The following is a 23796-nucleotide window of genomic DNA, read 5'->3' as shown; positions in this document are numbered from 1 at the left end:
TGGAAAAAAACAGGAAAAATCTGAAAAATCGGTCGAACTTATGAATAGCATACTTGCGAAAAATCTTAACCGTCAAAGGCACCCGATGTTCTCATTTTCCAAACTGCAAAACTTATCCCTTTACGTTATTTTTCTTTCCTCTCTAAATTTTGCCGGATTGAAAGCGGAATCGTTCAGCAAACTTTTTCAGGACCAAAGTTTTTTTCAGAGAACGGACGCTTCGGAAAATTCCACTGAAAATTCCGAGCCGGAAGAAGAATCGTCCGCAAACGAAAATACTTCGGGAAGTTTGAATATAGACGATCCGAGGAACCTTACGGAAGAATCGGACGGAATTTCCTCCTATGAAAAAAGAAAAAGAAAGGATCTCACTCCGAAAGAACGACAGGAAATCGAATACGATCTTTTGATCAAAAAAGGGATTCTTACGGTTTTTCGAGCGGAAGCTGAAAAACGTTATAAGGTTCTGGACCGAATGGCTCTCACTCATCCGATTCCGAGGGTCAGAGCCGCCGCGGTTTTAGCGATCGGAAGAATGGGCAAAGGCGGAGTAAAAACTCTACATCACGTTATCGAAAGGGACGGGGAGGCAGTCAGGCAAGCCGCCTACAAAGCGTTAGCCGATATCGGATCGCCCTCTTCCCTGGATTATTTTTTTAACGGAATCAAATCCAACGATCCGGATATTCAATTTTCCTCATGGAGAGGAATGGGTAAAACCAAGGACCCTTCCGCGAGGGACATTCTTCTGCGGCAGGGAATTCGTTCTTCCAGGCGCGAAATCGTAAAAGCCTCCATCCTGGGACTCGCCGCGTTTCAGATTAACGAAGACCTTAAACTTTTCAAAACGTATCTGAATTCCGACGATCCGGAACTTCAAAAAATCGCGATCGAAGCTCTTGGAGTTCATAAGACGCGCGCTTCCTTGAGAATATTGGAACAAACCTTGGAGACAAAACCCCAATACGTAAAAGATATCATCGAAGCGATCGGCCAGAATACGAGTCTTTACGGAACATATTCATTCATTAGAATATTAGAAAATTCGACTTCCGATGAATTATCTCAAAGAATTTTGGCGCAATTGCATCTTAGAAAGGCTTTTTATCAATTCGGAACCGTAAACATGGAAGGAGCCTCGTCTCAGGAAAATCCGTATCCAACTTCCCGTAAACTGCGTTCCCTTTCCGCCGGAGAAGCCGGAAAAATCCTGAAAAAAAGCGATCGCAGATTCATCCAAAAAGTCGGAGATAAATTCGCGGAAGATCATTATTATCTTCTTCTTTTGGAATCTAAAAATCCGGAAAGTTATTACGAAACGTTCGAGTCTTGGGTGTTTGGAGGATATCTGAAAATCAGAACGATCGTCCCTCCTCCGAAAGAAATGGGAAAGGGGATAAAAAGAGGAAAACGATTTAAAAGAAAACCGAACAACTTCACTCCCGCTTCCGAAATGGAAGAAACCGATCCGATCTCTCCTTCGAACCAAAACACGGAACCTTCCGCAGAAGAAGGCCCTCCCTTAGAGAACTGATTCGAAAGGTACGTTTTGTTTTAAAGAAGTGGGAAGGAACAAGGCGGTTCCTTCCTTCAAGGGAACTTTCGGAACCATCCAACCGATTCCCGCAAACCAAGGCAGTATCCAAGAGGAGAAAAACATCACACCCGCAAAATCGAAACCGGTTGTGGCGATGATTTTATTTCCCTGATAACCGTCCTTATGAATCTTTCGGATCATCCAAAGTCCGGACGTCTGGGTTTCCATCGTGATATCGGTTACGATCGTATGAAATCGATTTTTATCTTTGGAATAAATTTCCCAACCCTGAGCGGCGTCCACGGCTCTTACGGTTTCAAATCCCTTTTGTTCGAACCAAACTTTGAGATTGTTCGCGTAACGGTCGTTGTCGTCCACGATCAAAACGATCTTCTTCATGGTAATACTCCGTTATTGGCCGCAAATTGATTGTCGGAAAGTTTTCGGTAAATTCCGTTTTGCTCATATAAGGAATTATGATCCCCCTCTTCCGCGATCTTTCCGTTGTCCATCACGATGATTCTCGAAATGTCCTTGATCGTGGAAAGTCTATGAGCAATTATGAATGTAGTTCGGTTCGCATACAATCTTCGAAGTGCGTCGCTGACCAATCTTTCCGATTCGACGTCGAGAGCGGAAGTTGCCTCGTCCAAGATCATAATCTCCGGATCTCGAAGAAGGGCCCTCGCGATCACAAGTCTCTGTCTTTGTCCGCCGGAAAGATTTAAACCTCGAACTCCTAAGATGCTGTCGTATCCGTTATCCATCTTTTTGATAAAGTCGTGCGCGTGTGCAAGTCTCGCCGCACGAATCACGTCCTTACGGGTCGCACCCGGTTTTCCATAAGCGATGTTTTCCGCAACGGAACCGTGAAATAAAAAAATGTCCTGAGTTACGATCCCGATTTTTTTACGAAGATCTCCTAGGCTTAAATTCCGAATATCGATTCCGTCAAACTCGATCGATCCGGAAGTAGGATCGAAAAATCTCGGAATCAAATCCATCAAAGTGGACTTTCCGCAACCGCTCGCACCGATGAGAGCGATCGTTTCGCCCTTTTTCACTTTGAGATTGATATCCTTTAAAACCGCAGTCGCGGTTCCCGGATAAGAGAAGAATAAATTCTTAAATTCGATGTTTTGTGCAAGAGGAGCGGCTCCAACCTTACTTTCTTCACTATGATCTTCCGTTTCCAGATCGATGATCTCGAAAATTCTTTTTCCCGAAGTTATCGATTGAGTGATTTTTCCGACCATCTGAGAAAGTTGAGTCAGAGGTCTGAGTAAAAAAAGAAGAGTCAAAAGAAAGGCCATAAACTCGCCTTGAGTGAACCTTCCGTTGTAAATGAGGCTTGCGCCGGCCGCAAAAAAACCGAGAACCACGATCGAAGAGGTCAACTCCACAAGAGACGGAGCGATCTGAAGATAAAACTGACCTTTAAAATTTCTCCGGTAAACGTTTTGATTGATCTTTCCGAATTTTTCCTGTTCGTATTTTTCCGAATTAAAAACGCGGATTACCTTGATTCCGGAAATCATCTCTTGAATGTTCGCGTTCAGATCGGCCATCTTCTCCTGAAATCTAGAGGTGGATTTGGTGATCTTTCTCGTAAATAAAGTCACGGGAAGAATGATGACGGGAACCGTAAGACAAGCGATCAACAATAGTTCGGTATTCAAATATAATAAAACCATTAAGTGTGTTACCACGTAAAAGAAGTTGATCGTAGCGTCCCTGAAATTGCTGGAAATCACAGCGGCCACGATTTCCACGTCGTTGATGATTCTACTCATCATCAGACCGGTTTTTTCCTTAAAAAAGAAAGTTAAAGGAAGAAGTTGATTTTTTTCGAACAATTCCTGTCGAATGTCGCGTACGGCTTTGTATCCCGCGGTCGCGATACAAAACACGGATAACAAGTACGCGATCAACTTGAGAAGATACAAAGGCATCACGATGATACAAATCGCCCAAACGACCTCTTTCGGTTCGAGTCCTTTGGTTCTGCCATTGACCCATTCTTTTGCGTCGATCAAAAGAAGTTTGGTTCTTTCGAGTCCGTCCAAGGATTCTTTCCCAAATACTTTTTGTTTGAGAAGAATTCTCTGCTCGGGTAAGGTCGTCTGCAATTGAAACCGGGTTTGTTTGTCGTTTCCGAGAGAATCGAATAAGGGAATGAGCGCGGTGAGGGAAACCGCGTTTAAAACGGCGGTTAACAATGCGAATACGATCCCCAGTGTGAATCGATATTTGTAATGTACGGAATAGGATAGAAGTCTGAAAAAAAACTTCATAACTCCTGAATGATCGAGGAAAAGTTTCTGATCAGATCCAGACCCGCGCTGGTCATGATGGATTCGGGATGAAACTGAACTCCGTAAAGATGTTTTTTCGTTTTGTGACGGATTCCCATAATCACCCCGTCCGGAGTTTTAGAAGCCACTTCGAGTTCCGGCGGCATACTTTCCGGTTGAATTACGAGAGAATGATAACGAGTCGCGACAAAAGGAGAGGAAATTCCCTTATAGATATCCTTTCCGTCGTGTTCTATGAGAGAAATTTTTCCGTGCATAATCGAAGGCGCCGATACGATTTTACCGCCGTGAACGAGACCGATCGCCTGATGTCCGAGACAAACTCCGAGAATGGGAAGTTTACCGCCGAGTTCGCGGATCACGTCCAAACAAACTTTGGAATCCTCGGGACGGCCCGGACCCGGAGAAAGAATGATCGCTTTCGGAGCGAGTTCCTTGATTTCGGTTAACGTGATTTTGTCGTTTCGATAAACTTCGACTTCGTTTCCGATCTGACAGAAATACTGATAGAGATTGTATGTAAAAGAATCGTAATTATCGATCAGGAGAAGCATTATTTCCATTCCCCTTTGAGTCCGTTTCTGGCGAACTCCACCGCTTTTAAAAGCGCGGCCATTTTATTTTTTGTTTCTTCCAGTTCCAACTCGGGGACCGAATCATAAACAACTCCGCCGCCCGCTTGTAAGAACGCGGTGTCTCCGTAAAACACGATCGTACGAATGATGATCGCGAGATCGCTTTCCCCGGAGAATGAGATGTAACCCAAGGCGCCGGAATAAATCGCGCGACGAGTCGTTTCCAGTTCGTCTATGATTTCCATCGCGCGGATTTTCGGAGCGCCCGAAACGGTGCCAGCGGGAAGAGTCGCTCGGATCAAATCGTAGATCGTTTTTTCCTCGTCAAGTTCGCCCGAACACTGACTTACGATGTGCATAACGTGGGAATATTTTTCGATAACCTTAAAGTCGTTCACACGAACGCTCCCCGGTTTACAAACCCTTCCGAGATCGTTGCGTCCTAGATCGACGAGCATGATATGTTCCGAAATTTCTTTAGGATCGGAAAGAAGATTTTCCTCCAGAAATTTATCTTCGTTCGAATTTACGCCTCGCGGACGAGTTCCCGCAATCGGACGAAGATACGTCTGATTGCCCGCGTATTTAACCATAATTTCCGGAGAACTTCCGACGATCGTAATCTCGCCGAGTTTGAGATAATACATATATGGACTGGGATTAACGGTTCTTAGACCGCGATAGATTTGAAACGGAGAAACCTCCGGTTTGAACTGCAACTTTCGGGAAGGGACGACCTGAAAGATATCCCCGGCTTGGATGTATTCCTTTGCCTTTTCCACATTTTTCTTATATTCCTCGTCCGGAATATTCGGATTTAATTCTAAAACTCCGCTTACTTTTTTCGGATTTTTAATCTCTTCCGGAACGGTTCCGTTTATGATTTCGTTTTCGATGGAATTGATTTTGCGGATTACGGAATCGTAACATTCTTTCAGGGAAGAATGTTCTCCGATTCTGGCGTTGACCACGATTCTTAAAACGTGATCGATATGATCGACTACGAGAAGTTCGTCGCAGATCGCAAAGTAACAATCGGGGGCGTTTTCGTCGTCCGGCTTTGTGTCCGGAATATTCTCGTAATAACGAACCGCCGCAAAGGATAAAAATCCTACGGCTCCTCCCGAAAAAGGAGGAAGACGATAGTCTTGAACGTAAATGTCGTTTCCGAGAAGATTTTCCAAAAGAACCAAAGGATCGTAAGTGATGATTTCGGTTGCCGGTTCGTTTCCGACCGTGACGTAAAAAAGTCCGTTCTTTCCTTGAAGAAGACGAGAGGGATTTTTACCGAGGAAAGAATTTCTTCCCTGTTTTTCTCCGCCTTCCACGGATTCGAGAAGAAAAGAATTTTGCGAAGATTCGCACCCCCATTTTGCAAACAGGGAGACCGGAGTTTCCATATCCAGAAAGATCTGTTTGAAAACGGGAATCAAATTCCCGCGCTCCGCAAGCGCGGAAAATTCCTCGAATGTGTGAGAGAATTCTTTCAGAAGTTCGGCCCCTCGATTCCCTTTCCGTCGGCGAGGAAACGAGAAACGATCATTCTTTGAATTTGAGAAGTACCTTCGTAGATTTGGAAGATCTTTGCATCCCTCATTAATTTTTCAACCGGATATTCGGTGTTAAACCCGTACCCGCCGAGAACTTGAACCGCGTCGGTACAAATTCTCATACACATATCCGCGCAGAACATTTTCGCAATCGAGGCTTGGTATGTGTTTCTGAATCCGTTATCGATCATCCAAGCCGCTTGATAACAAAGAAGTCTTCCGGCTTCGATGTCGCGAGCCATCTCGGCGATCATAAAAGAAATTCCTTGGTTGTCCATGATCGGACGACCGAAAGTATTACGAGTATTTGCGTAGTGGATGGAATGTTCCATCGCGGCGCGTGCAACTCCGACGGCACCGATTGCAACTCCGGGACGAGTGTGATCAAAGGCGCCCATCGCGATTTTAAAACCTTCTCCCTCGCGGCCAACCATCTGCCACGCGGGAACTTTCACTTCTTCGAATGTGATTCCGCGAGTATCGGAACATTTCTGTCCCATGTTGATTTCTTTTTTTCCCAGGATAATTCCGGGCGATTTTGCATCCACGATAAACCCGGTGATTCCTTTGTGACCTGCGGATGGATCGGTTTTGGTAAGAACGAAAAACCAGTCGGCGTATCCGGCGTTGGTGATCCACATTTTAGAACCGTTGATGATATATTCGTCCCCGACTTTTTTTGCGGAGGTGCGAATCGCCGCGACGTCCGATCCCGCGCCCGGTTCGGTCACCGCGTAAGCGGCGAGTTTGAATTCCTCCGTCATAGGTTGTACGAATTCTTTTTTGATTCGATCGCTCGCTCCGAGGAGAACGGGCGCTAACGCGAGATTGTTCGCGAGAATCGCGGTTGCCATTGCGGAACATCCCCAGAAAAGTTCCTCTCCGATAATTACGTCGTCCAGTTCCGCCATTCCAGCGCCGTTAAATCGGGGTTCGATATGAATATTCATCAAGCCGATTTCCCAAGCTTTTTTTAAGACCTCCATTGGATATTCGCCCGTATGGTCATGATGTTCCGCACGAGGACGCATCTCTTCTTTGGCAAATTTTCTGGTGAGATCACGCAATTCTTTCTGTTCACTGGAAAGTGCAAATTCCATTTTATAGCACACCTTGTCGAATTTGAACTCATCCGATGGTTCCTGGCAATCCCCGTCTGGATCTCCGATAGCCGGTGATCTTTTCCAGTACGGCCTCGAAATCGATATTAGAACCTGGATTTAAGAGCTCTGTATGCAGGATTCGAAGACAATCCTTTACCGTCAAGAAGGTACGAAAGGAGAATCTCCTACGTCAAAACTTGAAAGAAGAATCACAAACGAATTCGAGTTCATTCTTCGTTTGAAAGAAGGTGTCTCCTTTTTCCAACAAGATTCCTTGATGAACTCTAACACCTTCTAAGATCGGAATCCAATCGTTTTTAAACCCAAATGAAAAAAGACAATCGGTTCCGTTCGAAGTTCTTTCGTTTTAGAAATGTGGGAACTACTGCATCTCGATCGTGTCACCGACTGATATCATTCTTCTTGAAAATGTGGGAACTATTACAAACTCAGTCGATTTCGAACTCGACATTCTTGTTCAAAAAATGTGGGAGCTCCTACAACGACTCTTTCCGAAAATCTACGATTTTCTCCACTCGGGCAATTTTTGCGCTAAGGGATAAAAATTCAGAATTTTTTTGAATGAAGTTGAATTCAACTTGGTTCTATCGAAAAATTCATCGCGAACCTTGAAGCCCCGGACTCGTTCACTTACAAAAAACGATCGGCGAATATACGTTCTGGATATGCCGGACAATCGTTATCCGACGAATTGAACTGACCTTGATTCGAATAGGTTTCTGTTTACTACAATAGGATTTATCCCCATTCACATCTACGGATCTTTCAATTTTCTGATACAAAGAAATCAACTCGATTTTCTTACCTGTTTTTTCAATTTGAAGCTGCCCAAAGTGACCCGAGCTACTCAAACGTATCGGAGGGAGACTTCCATTGGAATCTTCTATTTCCGGAGACACATCCAAGAAAAACTTTCCTTTTTTGCCGGACGTCTCCGTAACTTCGACATAGAGAATTTCATAACACATCGAACATTCGCAATCAACGTCCCAACTGAAACTCAAAAGGGCCGCTACTACGAATAATTGCAATTGCTTCATAAAATTTCCCTTATTAAAAAAAGCTATTTTTGTGATTTGAGTTTTTACCAAACCGTAGCATCAACCTTCTCTAAAATATTCGGAAAATCTAATTTTCCGATTCTTAAAATAAAACGGCAGATAAAGGAGAAAGAAAAACGCAAATCCAATGAGCTGCATCTGCATCAAGTAATAAGGCCACTCTCCTAAATAATCCAACGCGGAACCGGCGGCGGGTTTAGACATCATATAACCGTAATTGCCATCCAGAGCATAATCGACTGCAAATGCCGTTGCAAAAAAAGTCTGAGAATACAAAAACGCACGAAGAACAGCCCAAGGACGGGGTTCCAATTTTAAACCGAAAACAAGATACAAAGAAGCGATCACAAGACCCGAATGCGCGATAAAGAATATAAAGAAATAGATATGTGGAAACGTAACCTGAAGATCCGGAGTGATCACTCCATTGATCGAACCGCTCAACACCCAAAAATAAGAAAGTTCCGCAAACGTTCGATTGTGAGTCAGGAGCGCGATCGAAGTTACGATCATCGCCCAATTGCAAAATTCCATAGGCAAATCATAACGGATCTCCCAATGACCGGAATCGATCCTGTAGATCACGTAAACGATATAATTTAAAATCAAGATCCAAGCCAAGATCTGACCGATCTTCTTACTCACATTTCCGGAAGAATCTTTTCTCGCGATCGACAAAAGAACGAAGATCGTAAATCCGGTGAGAAACAAAAGCAGATAGTGAAGATGCGACCAAGATTGAAATCGTTGTTCCATGATAGATTTATTTTTGTGGTTCTGCAAGGACCGGAAATAATTCGGCTACGATCGTCCTCTATATTAGAATAAATTAATTGAGTCGAAATCGGATCATAAGTTCCCTGATTTCCGGAAACTTCAAGAACGAAAATTCTCCAGTCGTTGCGTTCAATTCCCCCAAATTCAAAGATATTTTATTAGATGAAATCGGAGTGTCGTCAGTGGCTCCGTAGATTTTCAGAATCTTATAACCCGGATTTGAATGTATATTTAGAATGACTTTCTTAGCGATTGGAACTACGAGAGTTTCAAAATCGTCTCTGATGATCTTAGTAAGAGTTTTGGCGTTATCCGCAAAATAATAGTGACCTTGACCGTTTTCAGCCACGGTTCTCAGTAAATTCTGATTCACGTCGTAACCAAGTCCAATCGTCGAAATTCTCGAACCTTCCAAATATTGAACCTTCGCTTTTTTTGCAATCTCTTCCGGATTTGGAAAACGAGTTTTAACGGAAATCTGAATCAGATTCGTATTCTCATTTGAATTCGGATTGTTTGAAAAAGAATGAACTTGAAGACTGAGATCCTGTTTTAGAGGAACCACAATTTCGTCCTGAGGGAACGCATTGATATACTCGTTGACTTTCAGAGTATGATGGAAATTTAGATCGCCATATTCAATTTGTTTCTGGGAATAATAGTAAGAAGAAGTATTCGAACTACAATTTTGAACCAATCCTAAAATTCCAAACGAGATAAAAAGAAACAGCATTTCAATCCGAGTTTTAAAGAATAAGACCGCATTTTTAAATCCATCCCTTCCGCATATTTCGTTATAGTTCTTTAAAGATCAAACAGGTCAGAAAATAAAGAAAAACAAAAAAGGCTCGGGATCCCGAGCCTTTCTAAAAAATTAAATCAAAAAGTTTTTATGCTTCCGGATTTTCCAAAACGAGCGCGATCCCTTGACCGCCTCCGATACAAAGAGAAGCGACGCCGTATTTTGCTTTTCTTCTCTTAAGTTCGTAAGCAAGAGTGATCGTAACTCTGGCGCCCGAAGCTCCGAGCGGATGTCCGATCGCGACGGCTCCACCGTTTACGTTGGTGATCGCAGGATCGAGACCCAATTCTTTTTGAACCGCAAGGTATTGAGCGGCAAAGGCTTCGTTGACTTCCACAAGGTTCATATCCGAAAGTTTCAAACCCGCTTTTTTTAACGCCGCAGGAATCGCAAGCGCAGGACCGATGCCCATCTTCGCAGGATCACAACCCGCGTGGCCGTAACCTCGAATGATCGCGAGCGGTTTTTTACCGATCTTTTTTGCGTAAGAAGCGGAAGTAACGATCGTAGCCGCAGCTCCGTCGTTCAAACCGGAAGCGTTACCCGCAGTTACGGTTCCGCCGTCGCGAAATACCGCTTTCAAGGACGCCAGTTTTTCCGCGCCCGCAGCGCCCTTGATAAATTCATCTTTTTCTAATGTAATCGGTTTTTTACCGCCGACCGTCACCGGAAGAATTTCCTCTTTCAAACGGCCTTCTATCGTTGCCTTCTCCGCGCGGGTTTGAGAGGTCGCCGCCCATTCGTCTTGTTCTTGTCTGGAAATTTTATACTGATCCGCAAGATTTTCGGCGGTCTGTCCCATGATCAAACCTACGTATTGATCGGTAAGACCTTGTTCCAAAGTATCTTCAAATTCCGCGGAACCGTAACGAACTCCCCAACGAGCATTTCGCACAACGTAAGGCGCGTTGCTCATCGATTCCACACCTCCCGCAAGAACCGCGTCCGCGTCTCCGAGATAGATTTTTTTTGCGGCCTGAATGATCGCTTCCATACCGGAACCGCAGAGACGATTGAGAGTTAATGCGGGAACTCCCAAAGGAAGACCGGTTTTCAAACCGATATGACGGGCGAGATAAATCGCTTCTTTTCCGGTCGGAATTACGTTTCCAAAGATGGATTCTCCGATCGCATCCGGAGAAACTCCCGTTTTTTCCAAGATGGCTTTAGAAGTCAAAACCCCCAAATCCACCGCACTGAGGTCCTTCAAAGTTCCTCCGAAATTTCCGAACGGAGTTCTAATTCCGTCCAGTATAACCGCTTCTTCCATAATTACTCCTGATAATTCTAATATTCCAATTTTTGAATTCTTAGTCGCTTGCGAAAGCGAACTCGTCCACACACATTACACGAAACCGTTCACGGTCGCGCAAAACAATCTCGAACGTTAGTCGATCTTGTTCGCCGGAGGAAATACGAGTTCGAACGGATTCGTATAAATTCCGGTCCTAAAAATTCCGCCTTTAATCGCGTCCGGAAAAACCGCCTCGTCGCTCCAAATTTCCAGAATCGTAGCGATTCTTCCTTTGCCCTTTCCGATAAATTGAGTTCGCAAATATCCATCCGAAGATTTTTGAAGCAGAGTATGGGGAAGAATTTTTGTCGTAACCGGAAAGAAAAAACTTTTGATCAAAATCGTTACCCGAAAGAATTCCTTTCCCCCGCGAAAAACGGAAATCTTCGTTCTATTTCCTTCCTGAGTCCAAATAAAATCCGCCTTTTCTTTGGGAATCGCCCAGTTACGAATTCCTTCTTCCACCGACTTCTGGCTGGAGACAAAAATGCGGGTAATCCGTTTGTAAGAATCGTTCTTATATTCGAAACTGCCGGGAATATACATAAGTTCGTAATCAGGACCTACATCGCTCGACTCATAGTTTACGAGCATTAAGGAGCCCAGCCCGCCTAAATATTGTTTGGAATCCTCGTCGGTAAAAAATCCCATTTCCCGGTTGTATTCCTTTTTGGCCCAAAGAGGAAATAAAAAACCTTCTCCGTTTAAATTCCAGGGCGCAGAGGCGCCGCCTTGGAAATCCCCTGACAAATCCATCGCTTTCTCACGTATGGACATGACGCCGTTTTTCTTCCTGTCAAAAGAAGAATCTCCGGCCGATTTGGAGGTCTTCCGACCTTTTGATCCCGGTTTCACAGAAGAAGGCGCTTCTTTTTTTCGAGTGGAAGTGGGAGTTCCCACAGATTTGTTGGAAACCTTCGAAGATTTAGATGTGGGAGTTCCCACAAATTTCTTTTTTACAGCCTTTTTTGCCACCCGATGCCACCTACAAAAACTAGGAAAAAACTCAAAAACAGACAATTCTACTCAGTTGACTCGTCTTCATCCAAGTCCTCAAAAAAAGCCTATTTTGGGAAGAGGATTTTTGCTTTCAGATCGCGTAGGGGTCGCGTAAAGTTGGGATCATCGGAACCGTCCTAAAAAAACCAAAGAGATACTGTTCTATAAAAATCACGGCCTGACCTTTTTGATAAAGTAAAAACTCAACACTTATGACTACAACAGTTCGCCACAAAAGAAGATCCAGAAACAGTCTGAATCGGGAAAACATCGTTCAAGTTGCGATGGAGATCCTACAAGAAGAAGGGATCGACGGACTTTCCATGAGGAAGATCGCCGAAAAATTGGATTGTAGCGTAGCAAGTCCGTATTCTCATTTTAAGAGCCAGGAAGAAATCATTCAGATACTAATCGCCAAGGGAGAAACCGAGCTGACCCAACGTTTGCGGAACGCTCAGAAAAACGGAAAGAACGCATTTGAACAGTTAGCCGCAATCGCACGGGCTTATTGGGATTTTTCCTTAAACAACAAAGAGCTCCACAAAGTGATGTTCAATACGGTTCACGGACATATGCACAGAAAAGCGTTTCCGAGTTTGCCCACCAGTTATCGAGTATTCTTAGAGACCATTCGGAACGGCTGCACCAACCGCGAATTCAAACTTCTTAAAGCGGAATATCCCGCGATCGCAAGAACGATGTGGGCTTGGATGTACGGATTGATGGTATTAGATCTTACGAATATGCTCAAACGCCGCCGAGGCGGGAAAGACGATCCTTTGGCGGAGGGTTTTTCTTATTTCCGAAAAATTCTTTTAGGAGAATGAACGTTGTAAACGGAAGTTACGTTTCACGAAAGAACACGGGCGCATGGTCGGGCTAAACTTTTCGATAAAAAAGAAAACCTTTTTGAAACCGCCCGACCACCAGGCTCTCAGCTTCAGTCAATAAATTTCAATCTCTTTATATATGAAAAAGAACCGAATCACAAATTTATTGACTCCGCATCGATCCTTTGCGCGTAAATCCCTCCGAAACATCGAAATCACATTCCAGAAATCTAATACGAAATCCCTCAATGACAAGGAAATTCATTTTCGACTTTCAGTATTTCGTAAGGGAGGAATCCACATCGTCCGAGTAAAGCAAAATCCCACCTTCCACGTTATGCGCTTTTGCAAAGCCGGATTGTTTTAAAATCCCGCAGGCAATGGCGGAACGTCCTCCGGAACGACAATACACGATCACATCCTTGCCGGATTCTTTCCAAGGACCGATCTCGGAAAGTCTGTTCGAAAGTTCTCCGACCGGAATCAAAAGATCGGTTCCTTCGATCGTACAAATTTCCACCTCGTTCGGGTTTCTCACATCCAAAAGGTAAAAGGAGTCCTTTCCCGATTCTCTCAGATCCAATCTCGACTTTAGTTCTCTAGGGGTCATACGACATGTTCCTTATTATAAAAATAGAATATGATATTCGCCGAACGGTCGTCCTACTGAAAACTATATAATAGAACACCAAAAATTCAAACGGATTGAACGTGGATCAATCTCAAAAGTCCCTTACTATGCGATAAACGTATTTCAAAACAAAGAATAGTTTTTAGAATACGTAATCGTCGTTTCAACGGAATTCCGATCGAGTTACTGTTCTGAAAGTTCCTCCAACTCGAATTGAAGGGACTCCCATTCGGATGTCAAACGTGTGATTTCGTTTCTGGTTTCGTTTAAATTGTCCAGTTCCAATTGATAACTACGATTCTTAAAAAAGCCCGGATCGGCCAACACTTCTTCCAAATTCTTTTTGGATTTTTCCAAAAGTTCGATTTTGGTTTCTATCTGTTCCAGTTCTTTCTGAATTTTTTTGATTCGGTTTTTATCCGAATTTTTTTTAGAACGAGTTTGATCGACTTGCTCTTTTTTCGAAGAGGAACTTCCGCCTTGTAGATTCGAAGGCGCCGTCTCTTCCAGATCGTATTTGAGGTAATCGGCGAACGTACAGTTAAAGTCCCGGATTTGCCCTTTATCCACGGAAATCGTACGATTACAAAGGTTCCTTAAAAATTCCGGATCATGGGAAATGATCAGAAGGGAACCTTCATATTCCATCAACGCTCTCAGCAAATTATCGCGAACGACAAGATCCAAATGGTTGGTCGGCTCGTCCAAAAAAATCGAGTTGGCGGGAAAACGAACGAGCATCGCGAGACGAAGACGACTTTGTTCCCCACCCGAAAGAAGACCGGTTTGTTTGTAAACGGAATCGTCCGAAAAAGAAAAATAACCGAGAAGACTTCTGGCCTGATGTTCCGTAAGATCCGGATAAACGGACATTACGGTTTGAAGCAGATTTTTGGAAGGATCCAATTCCTCGCGATGATTTTGAGAGAAGTAACCGATTTTTGTTTTCGGTCCGTAATAAATTTTTCCGGAAGTCAGTTTATGAATTTCTAATAAACAACGAAGGAACGTCGACTTACCCGCTCCGTTCGGACCGACAACGGCGATCTTGTCGCCTGCGGAAATTTCCAGATTAGCGCCGCTAAAAATGAGCGGAGTTTTACCGGAATACGAAAAACCTCCGTCTTCGATTCTGACTGTGATTTTTCCCGAGGAAATAAAATTAAAACGATAATCCGACTTGGAATTCCAGAAGGATTCCTGAGGCGCTTCCACCTTATCTCTTTTTTCGAGTTTTTTGATCGCGGATTGAACCTGTCTCGCCTTAGAAGCCTTGGAACGAAATCGTTCGATCCATTCCATTCTTTTTTCGAGATAAGCCTCTTCCTTTTGAAACTGGGCTTTCAGTTTTTCCTGAAGTTCGTTCTTGTGTTCGAAGTATTCTTCCAGCGTTCCCCGAAATTCGATTACTCCGGAAGGGGAAAGTTCGGCAATCGTATCGCAAGTCGCATTCAAAAATTCGGGATCGTGAGTCACAAGTACAAAAGATTGTCCGGTGGAATTAAGATAAGCCGCCAACCATTCCTTCGACGCGTTGTCCAAATGATTCGTAGGTTCGTCTAACAACAATAAGTTGCCCGGATTTAAGAGCGTGATAGCAAGACCTAAACGGTGTTGATAACCGGGGGAAAATTCTCGGACTTTCATTTCCATCTGAACATTAGAAAATCCTAATCCACTTAAAATCTTTCGGGCCTTGGCTTCAAGCTCGTGAACTCCGTATGTGAAAGCGTATTCTTCCAGAGAACTTTGTTCGTCCAGAACGGCGGCGAATTCTTTAGAATCATGAGACACAAAATCGAACTTGTGATTGATTTCCTTCAATCGATCCGAATATTCGCGATAATGTTTATGTTTTTCTAATGCAGTATCGATGACCGAGGCTTCCGGATCGAAATCGGGAATTTGCTGAAAAACCGAAATTTCGGTATTTTTCGATTTTGCAACGGTTCCGTCGTCCGGGACGAATTTTCCCTCTGCGATTTTGAATAAAGTCGATTTGCCGGATCCGTTCGGACCGACGAGACAAACGCGCGCGCCGGGTTTGATATGCCAGGAAAATCCGTTAAACAATACGGCCGAAGCGTACTGATGTTTTATGTCGATGAATTGAAGCAAGGGTAGAAAAGTTCGGAAAGGTAAAAAACGGCGCGGATCCGAACCGCCGAAAATCGACGGACCGGAGTTAGGAAATTATTTCTTACCTTTTGCAGCGAGTTCTTCCAATCTTGCATTGAGATGCAAAATGTATTTGCTGGAAGAGCCGTTCATTTTTTCTTTTGAAGCTTGAATTGCGGCGTTAATTTCCGCCACGGTCATTTTATTGATCTTTTTGTTTTTCTTTTCTTGAGTTTCTTCAGACATGGATGTTCCGCCAAATAATCTTATGCCAGATTTTTAGAATCGGGGGAATTCGACAACCGATTTTAACGGAAAACCCGGTTTGATCCGATCAAAATAGCCGGTGTCCAAGCAGTCCTCATTCACAAATTAGGATTTTAAAGATTCATTTCCGAAATCCGAAGCAGTTTTTCTAAAAATGAAGGAGTTCCCACATTTCCAACAGCGAAGGGGGCCGCACACGGTTGCGATGTTAGGGTAGGATTTTACACAACGCTAACGACTTGAAATGTTCCCAGACACTTTTTTCTTTAGAGTTTGTCCCAAAACCATCCGATTTTATAGAACGGCCGCAAGACTCTGCGATTGTTTTAAGTTTTGGGACAAACTCTTAATTTTTGTTTTCTTCCTTATTTCAAATATTGACAACGGGTAGAATTCCTAGGAGCCCATTATGATGCAAAGTTTCTTCTCAACCCAAGAATCCCACTCCCCTCTTTTTCTTAGATTCGGACTCGCAATCTGCATCTTTCCTCATGGCGCTCAAAAATTTTTGGGTTGGTTCGGCGGCGTAGGTTACGAAGCTTCCATGGATTATCTGGTAAATATCGCCGAATTTCCGATCGCACTCGCCCTCCTAGCGATCGTATCCGAATTTTTCGGATCTATCGCGCTCCTGTTAGGTTTTTTCACAAGACTTTCCGCATTAGGAATTACATGTACACTGGCAGTGGCCGGATGGACTCACAAAGAAATCGGCTTTTTTATGAATTGGTTCGGCAATCAAGGTGGAGAAGGATTTGAATATCACATCCTCGGGGTTTCCATAGGAATCGCACTTTTGTTTTTCGGAGGAGGCTCCTGGTCTTTAGATTCATGGATCTACGATCATATCGACTCTTAATTAAAACATTATAATTTTAGAATATTCTTTCATCAAAAATAAAAAAGCCGCTTGAAACCGACTTCAAACGGCTTTCTTTTTTATAAAGATGTAAAAGTTCGGGATCGGTCAATACTTGATCTTATCTACGGCTTCCTCATCCAGAATATAAGAACCTTTCAAAGTCTGAACCACGAGTTTTCCTTTTTTCTGAGAAACGACCACACCTCTCAATTCTCTTCCGTCTTTCATAATGATACGTTCGATGCTAAGGTCGTAAATCCTGCTCAATTCCTCTTCGGTTGTCGCGGATTTCAGATTCCGAACGTCGAAAAGAAGTTCACTATCCAGATTCTCAAGATTCTTTTTCATATCCTTATATTCGGGAAGTGTGGATTTTAATTTAGAAAGATCGATCGACTCGATTTCTCCGTCCTTATTTACGGTTACACGTTTAGCCGTTTCCAAGATATATACTTTCCCGCCGGCGTTTAAAGAAGTCACTTCCACCGCTCCTTCCACTACGAAAATTACGGATTCGCTCTCGGAAGCGCCTACTTCGAAAGAAGTTCCTCTTACGGCCGCAACTGCGGAAGCGGTTTCTATGTAGAAACTGCTCCCTTTCTTTTCCTTCTCAACTACGTTCAACAATCTACCGGAGGCTAAGTTCATTCTGATTTGAGACCCGTTGTCGTTTTCTCTGAGTTCTTTCAAAATCAATCTGCTATTTTCTTTTACACGAATTACGCTTGAATCGGTTAAGCCGATATCCAACGCTCCGCCGGCATCGGTCAAAACGATATCGGACTCGTTCAAAAGATCGCCTTGATGTAACTTTGTCTCAACGTCTCGCATAACAGAAACTTGACCTTTTACAAAAACGACCACCGCTTTTAGAGGAGTTCCTTGAACGATCTCAGGCCCAGATTTCGAAATCCGAAAGCTAATCCAAACTCCGATCGCAAATAATAATATGGCTGCCGCCGCGAATGACATAATCTTTGGAAAATGAAGAACTTTTGTACCGGTCGAAACACTCATAACTTTATCTTCCACGATAAAGCGAGGTTTCGCTCCGATCCAATTTGGATCGAAAGCAGGGAGTTGAGTTACGGAATCCTTTTCTCTAAGGAATCTCGCGTACCCTTCAAATTCGGTGAGATTTGTCTTATGTTCTTCCATATTCATGTTTCCCAGATTCTGGGATTCATTCCATCTGCTTCCTGTTTGTTAAACAAACTCAAGAAGTCTATTTGAGCTTTTTTTTTCATTTCTGATTTTTTTTATCACCAGTAGTCTGAATTCTTTCTTTTTTAAAATATAAGACGATCGGGCAGAAGATTCTATATGTAGTTTCCAGGTTGAAAGCCTATTTTTTTTCCTTCTTGAGCCAAGGCTTTCTCAGCTCTTTCGATAAATCTAGAAACGCCAGATATGCTCATCCCAAGAATTTTAGAGATCTCATCCAGTTTCAAATCCTGCTGATATCTTAAAAGCAAAGCCTCTTTGTATTCCGGAGTAATCTTCTCTAAAAGAGAATTCATCGTATTTTTGACGTCCGATTGATCGATTTTTTCCATTACTGAAAATTCCGGGCTTGGGGATTTAGACGCAAAATTATTTCCCGTATCTTCACCCACCAGAGATACATTTCGTTGATAGTAGGATTTTGCGTGGTTAATAATTAAATTCCTCGCGATTCTAAAAAGAATCATCCTGCAAGAGGTAGGATCCGGGATGTCTTTCTTTTCATAATATCGAAAAAAGTTTAGAAACGAATCGTGCAGAATATCCTGCGCAGAATTTTCGTCGTAGAACGACTTTTTTATATAATGAAATAAATCATCTTTATTGTGGTTATAGAGTTTTTCCAACTCGGAAGTGTTTGCCACGGTAATCAAGGGTTGCCGATTCCTACTTGTTTTTTCAAGCAAAAAGATAATTTCTTGTATAAAAGATGAATTCTAAAATTCCATGATTGAGAATCATAATTATATGTCTCGAATGTCTAAACGTATAACTCCTTCGGGAGTTTTCATTTTAATGATTCTGATCTCTTTACCGTTGCCGGCAAGTACGATCGTTCTTAAAAACGGAAAAACGCTCCAAGGCAAAATTATAAACCAATCGAGAACCGAAGTTCAAATAGAAATCAACGGAAAAATGCGGACCGTTCTTAAAAACGAAATTTCCGAAATCAATTTGAAAGATCCAAAAAAGGACGAACCAAAAAAAAACGTTAATACGAAATTACCCGTAGATAACAAAACGGAACCGACTGCAACTCGATACACTTGGAAAGAAACGAAATGGAGTGTAACCGGCAGATCCGCAATTCTTCCGGGTTGGGGTCAATGGAAAGTAGGACAAAAAAGATGGGCGGTGATCAGCTTTTTATTGTTCGCCGGCGCTGCGTTATACGCCAACAATTGTAAAGAAAAAGCCGCAACGGAAGAAAACAATTATAAAACCAATTCCGCCGCAATTACAGTGGCTGCGTTCGCCGATCCTAATTTAAATCCGGTCACTTCCGATGAAACGATCCGAGCAACCGCTCTGGTTACGAGAATTTTGGTCACGGCAACCGCGACCAATCCTTATTTCAACAACTATGATAACGCGACATCCCAATACAATCAAGCACAGTGGTTAGTAGGTGCGATTTACGGATTACAATTGATTCATACGTTTTTATTAGCCAGGGATTTCGAAAAGATACAATCCTTACTTTCGGATCCCAATCCGGAAGGATGGAAATTTTCAGCCACTGTAGTGAGAAGTCCGATCCATGGACATACGGAGATTACGCCTACCGTCGTTTATACGGTTCAATTTTAGTTTATAAGGTTTTGATAATAGAGTTGTTGAAGAATTCAATAGTCACGATTAACAAAAATGCTTCAATCGTCCATTTCAATGGAACAGAAACAAATGGAGAATTCATTTTTCAACAACTCTAATGTCTTTCTGAGCGCATTTTAAAATCGTCGCCGAACGATTCGTCAATCAAGTCGCTTTATATGGACGGAACGAATCGATTCGGTTTTTAAAATCAGACTGAATTTTGGAAACAAAACGTCGATCGAAACAACCCAACCGATTACAAAGAAACTTTTTCTTTGTCTTTAATTTTTACAATTTCCTTTCGAAAATTTTCATAGGGATCCTCGGTTGAATTTTTGGAAGTGTTCTTAGCTTCTTTAGAATTGAGTCCCTGATCCGGTTTGGAAACAAACCAAGAATCCAGATATTTTAAGATTTTCGTAATTTTTTCGTTCTGAAAATCCTCTTCTTTATTTCTAAGTTTAAATTCCAAATTCTTCTTTTTTTCGGTTAAAACCTTATGCATTTCTTTCGCTCTGAAACGAAAAGATTCGTCGTTCGGATAAATCAGAATCGAATCCGCTTTGTCTCCCGAAGGATCCGGTATCAAAACGAATTTTTCACGATCCACAATCTGATGGATCAGTTCGGGAGAATATCCGGGAACTTCGTAAAGAATATCCTTCAATGCAGGCGGAATATTTTTTTCAAAATAAAACAAATTGAGCGCTTCCGAAAGTTTCGACTTTTGTTCCAAAGATTTGATTTTTTCATCTTCTTTCAATTTTTCCTGGATTTTGGTTTGTTCCAATTTAAAAGCCGAGTCTCGATTTTTCGATTTGAACAAAGATTGTTCCGCCCGAATTTTTTCTTTTGCGGATTGAAAGAATACATCCTGAAGAAGTTTTGCGATTCCTATAAAATCCAAAATCGCAAAGTACCACGGAAAATATTTCACGTAACCTTTTCGAAGTATCTTTCCGTAATTCCTTACGAACTCTTCGTCGCGAAAAACCGACTGGATGGCGTCTTCGTTCAGTTCGATCAAATTACGAATTCCTAATACCTTCCACGCCTCTACGTTAGACGTCACCGTTAGTGATTTTATAACCGCCTTAACGGTTTCGACGTCGACTCTCATAAAACAATGGATCGTGATCCCCTTTGTTTCCCAAGGTGAATATGCGATATGTCGATCTTCCGTGAAAAGCTTTTTCAACTCGGGTGGAAAGGTTCTAAACTCCTCATCCGGAATGAATAATACTAGTTTATCCCAACGCCCGGTTTGTTTGGAAAGATGATCGCTCATCTCGTGAAAACGATTTCGAATCTGTTCTTGATACGAAGACTTAAGCGTATTTTCGATCTCATCGCTTAAATTTTGTATGAGTTCGACTCCCATTAATTTACGTTTGAGTTTTTTTTCCGGATCGGCTTGTACGGCCTTTTCGATCGCTCTGGCCCTTTTTTTACCGAAGAGTGTCGTCGGCGTAGCGGACGGATCGTTTGTGTGCATTCTTTCCTCTTGAGAAATCGTGGCAAACGAATCCGACAAAGCCCATTTGTATTTAGGAAATACTTTCTTAAAATGAAATTCATCTACGAGTTCGAATAACGCCTGAAGTTCCTTAACCTTTACGATCAAATATCCGAATTCCGGTATTTCCCTAATTCTCCCTTTTTTAATCAATCCGTCCGTGATTTCGATCAACATATCCTTAACGTATTCGGGATTTAATGGAATGCTAATATTCGGGGCTTGGAAAAAACTTTCGGGATTAAAAAAAAGTTTAAACTTCTGTATATTCTCGCCGTTAAAGTCCGCTTCCAAATCCTCCCATAGGATTTCCTTTCCAAGCGGCGGCCTGCTTTCCAAATAAGACTGAATCGAATTGACGGAAAGATCGACCAACAAAAGATAAATGCGCGTAAGATCTCCCAACTCCGCATCCGAATAGGCAACGTAACAAGGTTTTAATCTTAACTCGGACGTGGCAGGATCTAGGTAAAAGTATGCGAACTGAAGTGCGACTCCGTCTTCCAATAATCGTTTGATATGAAACGCCACTTCCGCAGTCGTAAGTTCGGGAGCTTCGGGAACCTTGGATTCTACTTGAAATAAATTTTGCGATTTAACGTTCTTATGACTGGTCTGAGTAACGACCGCCTTATAAACGGAATGCGTAAGCCGGTCGTTCAAATAATAACTGACTACTTCGTTGATTTTTTTAACTTTCAAGAAGTTTTGCGTTTGGCTTCCTCCACCGAACGCTTGATTTAAAACCGGCTTGCTCATCGCCTCTCCACTGTTAAACGATTAACTACTGAAATTTATTTACAAGTTCTTCAAAACATTCTTCGTATGAATAAAGTCCCGAAGTCGAAAACTCAAAGTGTGAGATCCTAAACTCCACACGTCGCCGTCCAAATACTACAATTCGTAAGAGCGGTACTTTGGGGTGGGTTCTTATTTTTTCATTTCAATTGGGAAAGGAAAGCAAATTTCAAAGTTTTTTTCAGATTTGAATCTCTTGACTTTTCCTATAGCCAACTGGTTCCATGAATCTAACATGAAGCTCTCAAAGAAATACTCCTTTCGATCTAGAAAGGTTTTGCTCGTGATCTTAGACGGCGTAGGTTATTCTTCCAAAGGCCCTGAATTCGGAAACGCGATCGCAGGCGCGAAACTTCCTTTTTTAAATCAAGTTTGGAACCGGTTCCCGACTCTTCACATTCGAGCTCATGGAAAAGCGGTAGGAATGCCCTCCGACGAGGATATGGGAAACTCGGAAGTAGGTCATAACGTTCTCGGTTCGGGGAGAATTTTCGATCAAGGAGCCAAGTTGGTTTCCAACTCGATCGCATCCGGAGACATTTTTCGCGATCGGGCTTGGAAAGATATTATCGATAATACAAAAAAGAATCGTTCCACCTTACACTTGTTAGGTCTTTTTTCGGACGGAAACGTTCACGCTCATATCGATCACACTCGGGCTTTGATTTCTCGAGCGATCGAAGAAAAGGTTTCTAAAATCAGACTTCATATTCTTCTGGACGGACGGGACGTTCCCGAAAAATCCGCATTCAATTATTTGAATCCTTTTGAAACCTGGCTGGATTCCCTTAGAAAAAACGGAACGGACATTCGTATCGCCTCCGGCGGCGGAAGAATGACGATCACGATGGACCGTTACGAAGCCGATTGGTCCATGGTGGAAAGAGGTTGGGCGATCCATGTTAAGGGAGAGGGCAGAAAATTCTCGTCCGCTAAAGAAGCGATCGAAACCTTTCGCGCCGAAGATCCTAAGGTGATCGATCAATATCTTCCTTCTTTTGTGATTGCGGAAAACGGAAGTCCGATCGGTAAAATTCAGGACGGAGATTCGGTCGTTTTTACGAACTTCAGAGGAGACAGGGCAATGGAAATTTCCTTGGCGTTTACCGAAAAAAACTTTAACAAGTTCGAACGCGGGCCTCTTCCCGATATAGTATATGCAGGAATTATGCAATACGACGGAGACCTCAAACTTCCGGAACGTTTTCTTGTCGCCCCTCCGGCCATCAATCGAACGTTAGGCGAATACATGGTCAACTCCGGAGTGAGACAGTACGCGTTATCCGAAACACAAAAGTACGGACACGTAACGTATTTTTGGAACGGAAACAAAAGCGGCTACTTCGATCAAAACTCGGAGGAATATCGTGAAATCCTATCCGACGTGATTCCGTTCGATCAAAGTCCGGAAATGAAAGCTCTTTTGATTACGGAAGCCTTGGAAAAGGCGCTGAGCGAAAACAAACAGGATTTTTATCGTGTGAACTACGCTAACGGGGACATGGTGGGTCATACCGGAAATTATCCGGCCACGGTTCAAGCCATGGAATTTTTAGACGGTTGTGTGGAACGTCTTTGGAAAACATGCGAAAAACAGAATATTGTTTTATTGATTACGGCGGATCACGGTAACGCGGATGAAATGTATCAATTGGACAAAAAGGGTTCCGTGGAAAAAGATTCACAAGGGAATCCGGTTCCTAAAACGAGTCACACTCTCAACCCCGTTCCTTTTTCCGTTTTAGATCCCGAAAACAAGATCCGTCTGAATGAGAATCTGCCCGATCCGGGTCTTGCAAACGTCGCGGCTACGATCTTGGACGTAATGGGTTTTGAAACTCCGGAAGGATATCATTCCTCTTTGATTGCAAATTAATGCGAAGTCGGGCCGAATCGTCGCACCGGCGATCTCTCCCATTT

General features: G+C 42.8%; 22 protein-coding genes. 6 read left to right on the top strand and 16 right to left on the bottom strand.

The window, feature by feature from the left end; translation table 11 throughout:
• The first annotated feature begins 85 nt into the window (after positions 1-85).
• The gene (locus tag LEP1GSC060_RS14375; protein WP_036096530.1) at positions 86-1534 is read left to right on the top strand and encodes a HEAT repeat domain-containing protein; all 1449 of its coding nucleotides are present in this window, start codon (positions 86-88) and stop codon (positions 1532-1534) included.
• On the opposite strand, the gene LEP1GSC060_RS14370 is transcribed toward LEP1GSC060_RS14375, so the two are convergent.
• The 5 genes from LEP1GSC060_RS14370 to LEP1GSC060_RS14350 form a co-directional block, all read right to left on the bottom strand.
• Positions 1523-1936: a response regulator gene (locus tag LEP1GSC060_RS14370; protein ID WP_003006544.1), complete on the bottom strand. Its 414-nt coding sequence runs from the start codon at positions 1934-1936 to the stop codon at positions 1523-1525. The genes LEP1GSC060_RS14375 and LEP1GSC060_RS14370 overlap by 12 nt on opposite strands.
• Positions 1933-3831 carry an ABC transporter ATP-binding protein gene (locus LEP1GSC060_RS14365; protein ID WP_003006653.1) on the bottom strand — a complete coding sequence of 633 codons (1899 nt, stop codon included), beginning with the start codon at positions 3829-3831 and terminating at the stop codon, positions 1933-1935. Before LEP1GSC060_RS14365 ends, LEP1GSC060_RS14370 begins: the two co-directional genes overlap by 4 nt.
• Complete coding sequence (locus LEP1GSC060_RS14360; protein ID WP_003006421.1) at positions 3828-4406, bottom strand: anthranilate synthase component II; 579 nt, start codon at positions 4404-4406, stop codon at positions 3828-3830. Before LEP1GSC060_RS14360 ends, LEP1GSC060_RS14365 begins: the two co-directional genes overlap by 4 nt.
• The gene (gene trpE, locus LEP1GSC060_RS14355; protein ID WP_036096635.1) at positions 4406-5827 is read right to left on the bottom strand and encodes an anthranilate synthase component I; all 1422 of its coding nucleotides are present in this window, start codon (positions 5825-5827) and stop codon (positions 4406-4408) included. Before trpE ends, LEP1GSC060_RS14360 begins: the two co-directional genes overlap by 1 nt.
• An 86-nt stretch (positions 5828-5913) precedes the next feature.
• Complete coding sequence (locus LEP1GSC060_RS14350) at positions 5914-7077, bottom strand: acyl-CoA dehydrogenase family protein (protein ID WP_003006024.1); 1164 nt, start codon at positions 7075-7077, stop codon at positions 5914-5916.
• A gap of 133 nt (positions 7078-7210) precedes the next feature.
• Between LEP1GSC060_RS14350 and LEP1GSC060_RS20080 the strand changes: the two genes are divergently transcribed.
• Entirely contained in the window at positions 7211-7378 is a 168-nt protein-coding gene (locus LEP1GSC060_RS20080; RefSeq protein ID WP_003006262.1) for a hypothetical protein, read from the top strand.
• A gap of 349 nt (positions 7379-7727) precedes the next feature.
• Here LEP1GSC060_RS20080 and LEP1GSC060_RS20625 read toward each other — a convergent pair whose 3' ends face one another.
• From LEP1GSC060_RS20625 to LEP1GSC060_RS14325, 5 genes are all read right to left on the bottom strand, one after another.
• Positions 7728-8141, bottom strand: coding sequence for a hypothetical protein (locus LEP1GSC060_RS20625; RefSeq protein WP_036096634.1), 414 nt, complete (start codon positions 8139-8141; stop codon positions 7728-7730).
• Between the two features lie 60 nt (positions 8142-8201).
• Positions 8202-8918, bottom strand: a complete 717-nt coding sequence (locus tag LEP1GSC060_RS14340; RefSeq protein WP_003006444.1) for a YwaF family protein — start codon at positions 8916-8918, stop codon at positions 8202-8204.
• 73 nt (positions 8919-8991) lie between these two features.
• On the bottom strand, positions 8992-9672 hold the full coding sequence (locus LEP1GSC060_RS20075; protein ID WP_003005883.1) for a vWA domain-containing protein: 681 nt from the start codon (positions 9670-9672) through the stop codon (positions 8992-8994).
• A 157-nt stretch (positions 9673-9829) separates the two neighbouring features.
• Entirely contained in the window at positions 9830-11011 is a 1182-nt protein-coding gene (locus tag LEP1GSC060_RS14330) for an acetyl-CoA C-acetyltransferase (protein ID WP_003006762.1), read from the bottom strand.
• A 117-nt stretch (positions 11012-11128) separates the two neighbouring features.
• Complete coding sequence (locus LEP1GSC060_RS14325; RefSeq protein ID WP_003006357.1) at positions 11129-11812, bottom strand: acetoacetate decarboxylase family protein; 684 nt, start codon at positions 11810-11812, stop codon at positions 11129-11131.
• Positions 11813-12246: 434 nt separating this feature from the next.
• On the opposite strand from LEP1GSC060_RS14325, the gene LEP1GSC060_RS14315 reads away from it, so the two are divergent.
• Positions 12247-12861 (top strand): TetR/AcrR family transcriptional regulator, encoded by a 615-nt coding sequence (locus tag LEP1GSC060_RS14315; protein ID WP_003006190.1) that lies wholly within the window; start codon positions 12247-12249, stop codon positions 12859-12861.
• A gap of 277 nt (positions 12862-13138) precedes the next feature.
• On the opposite strand, the gene LEP1GSC060_RS14310 is transcribed toward LEP1GSC060_RS14315, so the two are convergent.
• From LEP1GSC060_RS14310 to LEP1GSC060_RS20070, 3 genes are all read right to left on the bottom strand, one after another.
• Positions 13139-13474, bottom strand: coding sequence for a rhodanese-like domain-containing protein (locus LEP1GSC060_RS14310; protein WP_003006244.1), 336 nt, complete (start codon positions 13472-13474; stop codon positions 13139-13141).
• A 204-nt stretch (positions 13475-13678) separates the two neighbouring features.
• The gene (locus LEP1GSC060_RS14305; protein WP_003006200.1) at positions 13679-15613 is read right to left on the bottom strand and encodes an ABC-F family ATP-binding cassette domain-containing protein; all 1935 of its coding nucleotides are present in this window, start codon (positions 15611-15613) and stop codon (positions 13679-13681) included.
• A gap of 75 nt (positions 15614-15688) precedes the next feature.
• Positions 15689-15859 (bottom strand): hypothetical protein, encoded by a 171-nt coding sequence (locus tag LEP1GSC060_RS20070; RefSeq protein ID WP_003005939.1) that lies wholly within the window; start codon positions 15857-15859, stop codon positions 15689-15691.
• A 430-nt stretch (positions 15860-16289) separates the two neighbouring features.
• Here LEP1GSC060_RS20070 and LEP1GSC060_RS14300 point away from each other — a divergent pair, with 430 nt between their 5' ends.
• On the top strand, positions 16290-16739 hold the full coding sequence (locus tag LEP1GSC060_RS14300) for a DoxX family protein (protein ID WP_036096528.1): 450 nt from the start codon (positions 16290-16292) through the stop codon (positions 16737-16739).
• A gap of 108 nt (positions 16740-16847) precedes the next feature.
• Here LEP1GSC060_RS14300 and LEP1GSC060_RS14295 read toward each other — a convergent pair whose 3' ends face one another.
• The gene (locus LEP1GSC060_RS14295) at positions 16848-17900 is read right to left on the bottom strand and encodes a FecR family protein (RefSeq protein ID WP_003005756.1); all 1053 of its coding nucleotides are present in this window, start codon (positions 17898-17900) and stop codon (positions 16848-16850) included.
• A gap of 161 nt (positions 17901-18061) precedes the next feature.
• Positions 18062-18610 carry an RNA polymerase sigma factor gene (locus tag LEP1GSC060_RS14290; protein ID WP_036096632.1) on the bottom strand — a complete coding sequence of 183 codons (549 nt, stop codon included), beginning with the start codon at positions 18608-18610 and terminating at the stop codon, positions 18062-18064.
• A 103-nt stretch (positions 18611-18713) separates the two neighbouring features.
• Here LEP1GSC060_RS14290 and LEP1GSC060_RS14285 point away from each other — a divergent pair, with 103 nt between their 5' ends.
• Complete coding sequence (locus tag LEP1GSC060_RS14285) at positions 18714-19556, top strand: LA_0442/LA_0875 N-terminal domain-containing protein (RefSeq protein ID WP_051061441.1); 843 nt, start codon at positions 18714-18716, stop codon at positions 19554-19556.
• Between the two features lie 262 nt (positions 19557-19818).
• On the opposite strand, the gene LEP1GSC060_RS14280 is transcribed toward LEP1GSC060_RS14285, so the two are convergent.
• On the bottom strand, positions 19819-21837 hold the full coding sequence (locus tag LEP1GSC060_RS14280) for a hypothetical protein (protein WP_003006547.1): 2019 nt from the start codon (positions 21835-21837) through the stop codon (positions 19819-19821).
• Positions 21838-22111: 274 nt separating this feature from the next.
• Between LEP1GSC060_RS14280 and gpmI the strand changes: the two genes are divergently transcribed.
• Positions 22112-23752 carry a 2,3-bisphosphoglycerate-independent phosphoglycerate mutase gene (gene gpmI, locus LEP1GSC060_RS14275; protein ID WP_036096526.1) on the top strand — a complete coding sequence of 547 codons (1641 nt, stop codon included), beginning with the start codon at positions 22112-22114 and terminating at the stop codon, positions 23750-23752.
• The last annotated feature ends 44 nt before the right edge of the window (positions 23753-23796 follow it).

The organism is Leptospira weilii serovar Ranarum str. ICFT, assembly GCF_000332415.1.
Lineage (GTDB): Bacteria > Spirochaetota > Leptospiria > Leptospirales > Leptospiraceae > Leptospira > Leptospira weilii_A.
Note: the sequence above shows the minus strand (reverse complement) of the source record. Positions and strands in the feature narration are given on the sequence as shown.